Annotated in this window: 9 protein-coding genes and 1 tRNA gene; 3 read left to right on the top strand and 7 right to left on the bottom strand. The window is 65.0% G+C overall.

Annotation, left to right across the window (positions count from 1 at the left end; translation table 11 throughout):
- The 4 genes from KBY75_RS14965 to sfsA all read right to left on the bottom strand — a co-directional run.
- Positions 1–311: DUF1997 domain-containing protein (locus KBY75_RS14965; RefSeq protein ID WP_255024524.1), on the bottom strand; the 311-nt coding region annotated here is incomplete at its 3' end.
- 137 nt (positions 312–448) lie between these two features.
- Positions 449–1,645 carry a 4-hydroxy-3-methylbut-2-enyl diphosphate reductase gene (locus KBY75_RS14960; RefSeq protein WP_255024523.1) on the bottom strand — a complete coding sequence of 399 codons (1,197 nt, stop codon included), beginning with the start codon at positions 1,643–1,645 and terminating at the stop codon, positions 449–451.
- 37 nt (positions 1,646–1,682) lie between these two features.
- Positions 1,683–2,456 (bottom strand): GAP family protein, encoded by a 774-nt coding sequence (locus KBY75_RS14955; RefSeq protein ID WP_255024522.1) that lies wholly within the window; start codon positions 2,454–2,456, stop codon positions 1,683–1,685.
- Positions 2,419–3,174, bottom strand: a complete 756-nt coding sequence (sfsA, locus tag KBY75_RS14950; protein WP_255024521.1) for a DNA/RNA nuclease SfsA — start codon at positions 3,172–3,174, stop codon at positions 2,419–2,421. The genes KBY75_RS14955 and sfsA overlap by 38 nt, the downstream gene beginning before the upstream one ends.
- A 73-nt stretch (positions 3,175–3,247) precedes the next feature.
- Here sfsA and murJ point away from each other — a divergent pair, with 73 nt between their 5' ends.
- Positions 3,248–4,873: a murein biosynthesis integral membrane protein MurJ gene (gene murJ / locus KBY75_RS14945; RefSeq protein ID WP_255024520.1), complete on the top strand. Its 1,626-nt coding sequence runs from the start codon at positions 3,248–3,250 to the stop codon at positions 4,871–4,873.
- On the opposite strand, the gene KBY75_RS14940 is transcribed toward murJ, so the two are convergent.
- Genes KBY75_RS14940 through KBY75_RS14930 form a run of 3 tightly spaced genes read right to left on the bottom strand, consistent with a single transcriptional unit; the run spans position 4,870 to position 5,681 of the window.
- Complete coding sequence (locus tag KBY75_RS14940) at positions 4,870–5,130, bottom strand: cytochrome-c oxidase (protein ID WP_254935140.1); 261 nt, start codon at positions 5,128–5,130, stop codon at positions 4,870–4,872. The two genes, murJ and KBY75_RS14940, sit on opposite strands and share 4 nt — an antisense overlap.
- Positions 5,131–5,154: 24 nt before the next feature.
- Positions 5,155–5,445, bottom strand: coding sequence for a DUF3181 family protein (locus KBY75_RS14935; RefSeq protein ID WP_255024519.1), 291 nt, complete (start codon positions 5,443–5,445; stop codon positions 5,155–5,157).
- Positions 5,442–5,681 (bottom strand): hypothetical protein, encoded by a 240-nt coding sequence (locus tag KBY75_RS14930; RefSeq protein ID WP_255024518.1) that lies wholly within the window; start codon positions 5,679–5,681, stop codon positions 5,442–5,444. Before KBY75_RS14930 ends, KBY75_RS14935 begins: the two co-directional genes overlap by 4 nt.
- 64 nt (positions 5,682–5,745) lie before the next feature.
- Between KBY75_RS14930 and KBY75_RS14925 the strand changes: the two genes are divergently transcribed.
- Both KBY75_RS14925 and glyA read left to right on the top strand, forming a co-directional pair.
- Positions 5,746–5,819 (top strand) — tRNA-Arg (locus KBY75_RS14925).
- 109 nt (positions 5,820–5,928) lie between these two features.
- Positions 5,929–7,218: a serine hydroxymethyltransferase gene (glyA, locus tag KBY75_RS14920; RefSeq protein WP_255024517.1), complete on the top strand. Its 1,290-nt coding sequence runs from the start codon at positions 5,929–5,931 to the stop codon at positions 7,216–7,218.
- Positions 7,219–7,314: the final 96 nt, after the last annotated feature.

Here is a 7,314-nt window from a genome sequence, read left to right as displayed (position 1 = left end):
CCCTGGTCTTGGGGCAGCAATTCCAGGCCGATGGTGGGCTCCACCTCGAAGCCGAAGTTGCCAAAGGTGCCCAAAGTCAGGGCGTAGCCCCGCGTGCCCAGGGCTTCCACACTCATCGGGGCAGCGCAACGGCGAAACCAGCCCTCGTGGTGATCGAGGTATTGGGAGACAACGGGCGAGCTGGCCCGCATTTCCATTACGTCGGCAAAGGCACTTGCATAGCGCCGCACCCGCGGATCATCGCTGTCACGCAGCAGCAGACCGGAGTCCAGCTCTGCCTTGCACGACGGATGGGCTGATGCGGTTGACAACGACAAAGGCAACTCCTGGCGTTTGACCAGCCCTGGCAGCAAGATGCCGGACTTATTCAAGGCGTTCTTTAATCAATGTAAAGCTCCCGGTGGACCCGCGTGCCGCCCGCTGTGACACCCGAACACCTTGGTTCGGTTCAGGCTTCGCAGAGTTCGATCAGCCGCTCGATCACGTCCTCCACCACCCGGTCGGGGGTGGAGGCCCCGGAGGTGATGCCCACTCGGATTGGGCCTTCAGGCAGGAAGGGCTGCTCGATTTCGAGCACGCCTCCTAGGGGCATGTGCTCGATGCGATTGCCAGGGCCAATGCGCTCGGGGGTGTCGATGTGGAAGGAGCGGATGCCGCGGCTGACGGCGATCTCCTGCAGGTGGGTGGTATTGGAGGAGTTGTAACCGCCGATCACCACCATCAGGTCGAGGGGCTCATCAACTAGGGCGAAAATGGCGTCCTGGCGCTCCTGGGTGGCGTCGCAAATGGTGTTGAAGGCCAGGAAGTGCTCGTTGAGCTCGATGGGGCCGAAGCGCTGCAGCATGGTGCGCTCGAACAGGCGGCCAATCTCTTCGGTTTCGCTCTTCAACATGGTGGTCTGGTTGGCGACGCCCACCCGGATCAGATCGCGGTCGGGGTCGAAGCCGGGCGAGCAGGCTTTAGCGAAGCGGTCCATGAAGGATTGCCGATCGCCGTTGCCCAGGATGTATTCGCTCACCATCTGGGCTTCGGCTAGGTCGAGCACCACCAGGTAGATGCCGGCGAAGCTGCTGGTGGCGAGGGTTTCCTCGTGCTTCACCTTGCCGTGAATGATCGAGGTGAAGGAGTGCTTTTTGTGCTTTTCCACCGTGTTCCACACCTTGGAGACCCAGGGGCAGGTGGTGTCAACGATGTGGCAGCCCCGCTCGCTTAGCAGCTGCATCTCTTGCACGGTGGCGCCGAAGGCGGGCAGGATCACCACATCACCGCTGGCAACCTCCGAAAAATCTTTCATGCCGTCTTCCACGGAGATGAACAGCACGTTCATGTCGCGCAGGTGATCGTTGACCGAAGGGTTGTGGATGATTTCGTTGGTGATCCAGATCCGTTCAGTGGGGTAGTGGCGCCGGGTTTCGTAGGCCATCGCCACCGCCCGCTCTACGCCCCAGCAGAACCCAAAAGCTTCCGCCAGCCGCACGGTGAGGCGGCCGCTCTCGAGCGAGTAGCCGCTTTCCCGCAGCTTGGCGATCAGATCGCTTTGGTAGGCCTGCTCCAGGCTTCCTGCCACCTCATTGCCCAAACCGAAGCCTCGGCGGTTGTAACGCTCCGAGTGGTGCAAGGAGCGTTTGAAGGCACGGGTATCCACAGCGTCGAGGTCTCGGTGAATCAACTCTATGGGCCCCTTAGGTCAGAGCTGCGGCTCCCAGGGTCATCTGATGGAGCCCCTCAATTCCCTGCCAGCCCAGATAGACCCCCAGCACCAGGGCAAATACCCCCACCAGCCATTCGGCCCGATGCACAAGCCAGTCGTTGAGGCGGCTCAGGGGCTGGCGCAGCCTGCCGCCGCTCAGCAGCCAGGCCAGTGGTGGCAGCAGCAGTAGCGAGGTGGTTACGGCCACAAATACGGCGCCCACCTCCAGGTCGCCGCGCAGGGAGGTGTGGTTGGTGAGCAACATGCCGCCTTCCTTGGCATAAAAAACCAGATTTTCCGGGCTGATCAAGGCACAGCCGGCCCCCAGCCCGAGCAGGGGAAACCAGTCGAGCTCGGGCAGCTGGCCCATCAGTTGCATCGCCCAGCTCTCCTCCCCGATGGCTGCCGCAGGGGTTAGCTGGAACAGCCCCAGGGCCACCAGGGCGCCGGCACCGATCAGGTCCATCAGCACCTGGCCGCGGCTGCCCAGCTGCATGGCCCAACTGAAGCGACTGCCTACCAGCACCACTGTTGCCAGCGCGCCACCGTTGGCGATTATCCAGCCCCCCAGGTAGGTGGAGCAGCGTCGCAGCGGGTTGGGGCCGAGCAGCAGCAGGGCCACCAGAGCGATGTTGAGTGGGCTGAAGGAAATGCCCAGGCCCAGGGCGATGGTCTGGGTGAGCCAGTGGAACGGGAGCATCGCGGGATTGTGGCGCTTAGCCAGGGCCTTAGGCGGGGCCGTGGGTTTCCACAGCCCCAATTCCATGCCAGTTGACCTCGCTGGCGCTGAAGCTGTAGCGGCAGGGCAGTACCTCCACGCCCGCCGCCAGGGCCTGGCGAAACAGCTCGCCATAGCGCGGGTCGGCCGCGTCGCCCGGGGCAAAGCGGCTCACATCGCCGCGACTAAGGCAGGGCACCAGCACGGCCCGGCTCTCTGGCAGCAGGGCCATCAGCTCCACCAGGTGTTTTTGGCCCCGTTCAGTAACGGTGTCTGGGAAAAGGGCCAGCTGCCCTTCGCTCCAGGTGGTGTTTTTCACCTCCAGGTAGATCGGCCTGGGATCGGTGGCGTTTTCCGCTGGGGTGAGCAGCAGGTCGATGCGGCTGCGGCGCCCTTCGCCATAGGGCACCTCGGCCCGGATGGCGGCGATCGGCCCCAGCCAGGGCTCCAGGCAACCGGCCTCAATCGTGGCCCGCACCAGATGGTTGGGGAGGGCCGTGTTGATGCCCACCCAGATGGGCGTGCCATCGGCGCCAGGCACCTGGGCCTGCTCCCAGGTCCAGGCCAGCTTGCGGCTGGGGGAAGGGGCGTGGCGCAAGCGCACCCGGCCGCCGGGGTGCAGCACTCCGGTCATCGGCCCGGTGTTGGCGCAGTGGGCCGTGACCAGCTCGCCGTTTTCTAGTTCGATATCGGCCAGGAAGCGCTTGTAGCGCTTCACCAAGGTGCCTTCCACCAAGGGGCCGAGGCTGAGCACGCAGGTGGCCATGGCGGGCAGGCTGGGGTGGATTGGAGCAGGCCAGCCATACTGCCGCCAACTCCCGGGCCTTGGGCCCCACTGGATGGCAAAGTCCCTCAGGCGCATTGCCCTGGTTGTGGCAGTGGCCACTGCCCTCAGCAAGTTGGCCGGCCTGGTGCGGCAGCAGGCCATTGCAGCGGCCTTCGGCGTTGGCGCTGCTTACGACGCCTACAACTACGCCTACGTGCTGCCCGGCTTTCTGCTGATCCTGCTGGGCGGCATCAACGGGCCTTTCCACAGCGCCATGGTGAGCGTGCTGGCCCGCCGGCCCCGCCAGGAGGGCGCCTACGTGCTGGCCGCAATCAACACCCTGGTGGGGGCAGGGTTGCTCGGGGTGACGGTGTTGCTGCTGGTGTTCGCTGGCCCCCTGATCACCCTGGTGGGCCCGGGCCTGGATGCCACCCGCCACGACATCGCCGTGCTGCAGCTCCGTTGGATGGCGCCGATGGCCCTATTTGCCGGGCTGATCGGCCTGGGCTTTGGAGCCCTTAATGCTGCTGATGAGTTTTGGTTGCCCTCGGTGAGCCCCTTGCTCTCGAGCGTGGCCGTGATCGCTGGTATCGGCGTGCTGTGGTGGCAGCTCGGTGCCGCGATCACCCTGCCCACCACGGCGGTGCTTGGCGGCGTGGTGCTGGCCGGCTCCACCACTTTGGGGGCGGTGCTGCAGTGGCTGATTCAGCTGCCAGCCCTGGCCCGGCAAGGGCTGCAACGCTTTCAGCTGGTGTGGGACTGGCGGGACCCCGGTGTGCGCGAGGTGCTGCAGGTGATGGGGCCGGCCACCCTCTCCTCGGGGATGCTGCAGATCAACGTGTTTGTGTCCCTGTTTTTCGCTTCGGGCATCCCGGCGGCGGCGGCGGGTCTGGGCTACGCCAACCTGCTCGTGCAAACGCCCCTCGGGCTGCTCTCCAATGCCCTGCTGGTGCCGCTACTGCCGGTTTATGCCCGGCTGACGGCACCGGCCGATCGACCTGAGCTGGTTGGTCGTATCCGCCAGGGGCTGATGCTCTCCAACGCCAGCATGCTGCCCCTGGGCGCCTTGATGGTGGCGTTGGCTTTGCCCATCGTGGCGCTGATCTATGAGCGGGGAGCTTTCAATGCCGGTGCTGCGGAGTTGGTGGGCAACCTGCTGATGGCCTACGGCATCGGCATGCCCGCCTATCTGGCCCGCGATGTGCTGGTGCGGGTGTTCTACGCCCTCGGCGATGGGGTTACCCCGTTCCGCTGGTCGCTGGCGGGGATCGGGCTGAATGCGCTCTTCTGCTGGGCTTTCGTGGGCGGACCAGTGCCCGGCCAGGGTCAGCTGCTGCCTGGGCTCTATTGCGGCGCCGCCGGCCTGGTGCTGGCCACCGTGGCGGTGAATCTGATCACCTGTGTGGGTTTGCTGCTGGCGCTGCAGACCAAGCTCGGCGGGCTGCCCTTGCGGCTGTGGCTGCGCGACACGATGCAGCTGTTTGGTGCAGCCGTACTGGCCGGACTGGCGGCCTGGAGCGTGTCGGTAACTGTGGCCTGGCCCATTGGTCTTTGGGGCCGGCTGCTGGAGTGCAGCTTTGCCGGCGGAGTGGGCGTCTTGATCTATGGCGTGGTGGCCAGCCTTGCCCAAGTGCCAGAGGTCAAGGACCTAACCGACCAGTTGCGCGATCGCTTGCCTCGCATTGGCGCGAGCCGCTAAGGGTCGAGGCGAACGTCCCTTTCAGCGCGCACCTGTACTGGAATCTCCAGGTGCGAGCGACCCAGCATCCGGGGGCCGTCCACCGAAAAGATGCGTGCCTCAATGCCGAATTCCTTGAAGGCAGTCTCTAGCTCCTGAATCAGGGCTTTTTCAACCTGGGCCTCGGCGTCCACCACCTTGCCGATTAGGCGCCCGCCCAGGCGACCCAGGCGTTGACGCACCACATCGCGGGCGTTGGTGACCTCAATGACCAGCACAGCCCGTCGCCAGTTGGCGCAACCTTATCGGCAAAACTGCTCCAGCACCTCTTCGAGGTCCCGCAGCTGGCCGGCGGGCACCAGCCGAGCCAGGGGCAGCCGGGTGGAACCGGCGCCGATCGGCACCTGCACCGCCTCAAGGGCCTGGCGCGCGCACACCTCCGCCCCCTGGTCCAGCCGGGCGGAACATTCGATGGCCAGGACCTGGGCCAGACCGGCGTCGCCGAGGTAGAGATGCCAACTGGCTACTTGCAAATAAAGGCGATCTGCCAGGGCCAGTTCCAGTTCTTTGAGGTCTGTGGCGGAGAGGGTCATGGCCGGGGGGCTGGACGCAGAGCCACTACAGCGCCAGCGTGAACCAGCAACACCAGCAACCAACCCAGGCTGAGCCAGTTGAGGTGGGCCCAGGGGTGACGCATTTCCTGTACCAACCAGAGGCCGCTGTTCAGGGCGGCGAATAGGGCGGCGTGGAGCGTCAGGTTCACGATCCTTTCGAAGTGCCTGTAGGTGGGGTCTTCGGGGTTGGCGGGGCCGTACCAGCGGATGGGCATTGATGGGGAGGCGAGGACGGGGTGTTTGACGGATGGGCCCTCCGTGCGGTGAAAATGGACCCATGCGCTTGTAGCTCAGCGGATTAGAGCATCTGACTACGGATCAGAGGGTCGGGAGTTCGAATCTCTCCAGGCGCGCTTCTTTCAAACCGCCTTTGGGCGGTTTTTTTGTGGGTTGGCTTCGACATGGAGGTATCCCTTGCCCGGCGCTGGTCTTTACGATCATCGGACGAACTAACCCTCAACCATGGCCAACCCCGGCGGTGCTGCCCTCAACCAGTCCCTAGCTGCCGGAGATCCCGCCATCGCCGGGCTGATTGAAAAGGAGCTGCAGCGCCAGGAAACCCATCTTGAGCTGATCGCCTCTGAGAACTTTGCCTCCCGAGCAGTGATGGAGGCGCAGGGCTCGGTGCTCACAAATAAATACGCCGAAGGCCTGCCATCCAAGCGCTACTACGGCGGCTGTGAGCATGTCGATGCGATCGAGGAGCTGGCGATTGAGCGGGCCAAGGAGCTGTTTGGTGCCGCCTGGGCCAACGTGCAGCCCCACAGCGGCGCCCAGGCCAACTTCGCCGTCTTCCTGGCGCTGCTGCAGCCCGGCGACACGATCTTGGGCATGGATCTCAGCCACGGCGGCCACCTCACCCACGGCTCGCCGGTGAACGTGAGCGGCAAGTGGTTCAAGGCCGTGCACTACGGCGTCGACCCCGACAGCCAGCAGCTCAACTTCGACACCATCCGCCAGCTGGCCCTGGAGCACAAGCCCAAGCTGATCGTCTGCGGCTATTCCGCCTATCCCCGCAGCATTGATTTCGCGGCCTTCCGCGCCATCGCCGATGAGGTGGGTGCCTACCTGCTGGCCGATATGGCCCACATCGCCGGCCTGGTGGCGGCGGGCGTGCACCCCAACCCCGTGCCCCACTGCCATGTGGTGACAACCACCACCCACAAGACCCTGCGGGGCCCCCGCGGCGGGCTGATCCTCTGCAACGATGCCGAGTTCGGCAAGCAGTTCGACAAGGCCGTGTTCCCCGGCAGCCAGGGTGGCCCGCTTGAGCACGTGATCGCCGCCAAGGCCGTGGCCTTCGGCGAGGCCCTACAGCCCTGCTTCCGCGTCTACAGCCAGCAGGTGGTGGCCAACGCCCAGGCCCTCGCCGAGCGCATCCAGGAGCGCGGCATCGCCGTGGTCAGCGGCGGCACCGACAACCACATCGTGCTGCTGGATCTGCGCGGCATCGGCATGACCGGCAAGGTGGCTGACCTGCTGGTGAGTGATGTCCACATCACCGCCAACAAGAACACCGTGCCCTTCGATCCCCAGTCGCCCTTCGTGACCAGCGGCCTGCGCCTGGGCACCGCTGCCTGCACCACCCGCGGTTTTGACGAGGCCGCCTTCTGCGAGGTGGCCGATGTGATCGCCGATCGCTTGCTCAATCCCGAAGACAGCGCCATTGAGCAGCGCTGCCGCGATCGGGTTGCGGTTCTCTGTGATCGCTTTCCGCTTTACGCAGCAGCGCGTGAGCTTCAGCACGCTTGATCCAGTTCAACGCCCGTAAGGTGGGTGCTGAAGGCCATTTTTCGGCTTGCTTCGGTCTGATTCAGTGACCCTCGCCTACAGCCCCAACGCGGCCGC

This window comes from Cyanobium sp. T1G-Tous (assembly GCF_024345455.1).
GTDB lineage: Bacteria > Cyanobacteriota > Cyanobacteriia > PCC-6307 > Cyanobiaceae > Cyanobium_A.
The sequence above is the reverse complement of the archived record's forward strand: the minus strand, read 5'-3'. Positions and strand labels throughout refer to the sequence as shown.

Bases quoted from the DNA above. Each gene is read 5' to 3' on its own strand.
- glyA (WP_255024517.1), top strand. From the start codon at position 5,929: ATGGCCAACCCCGGCGGTGCTGCCCTCAACCAGTCCCTAGCTGCCGGA.
- KBY75_RS14930 (WP_255024518.1), bottom strand. From the start codon at position 5,681: ATGCCCATCCGCTGGTACGGCCCCGCCAACCCCGAAGACCCCACCTAC.
- KBY75_RS14955 (WP_255024522.1), bottom strand. From the start codon at position 2,456: ATGGAATTGGGGCTGTGGAAACCCACGGCCCCGCCTAAGGCCCTGGCT.
- KBY75_RS14935 (WP_255024519.1), bottom strand. From the start codon at position 5,445: ATGACCCTCTCCGCCACAGACCTCAAAGAACTGGAACTGGCCCTGGCA.
- murJ (WP_255024520.1), top strand. From the start codon at position 3,248: ATGGCAAAGTCCCTCAGGCGCATTGCCCTGGTTGTGGCAGTGGCCACT.
- sfsA (WP_255024521.1), bottom strand. From the start codon at position 3,174: ATGGCCACCTGCGTGCTCAGCCTCGGCCCCTTGGTGGAAGGCACCTTG.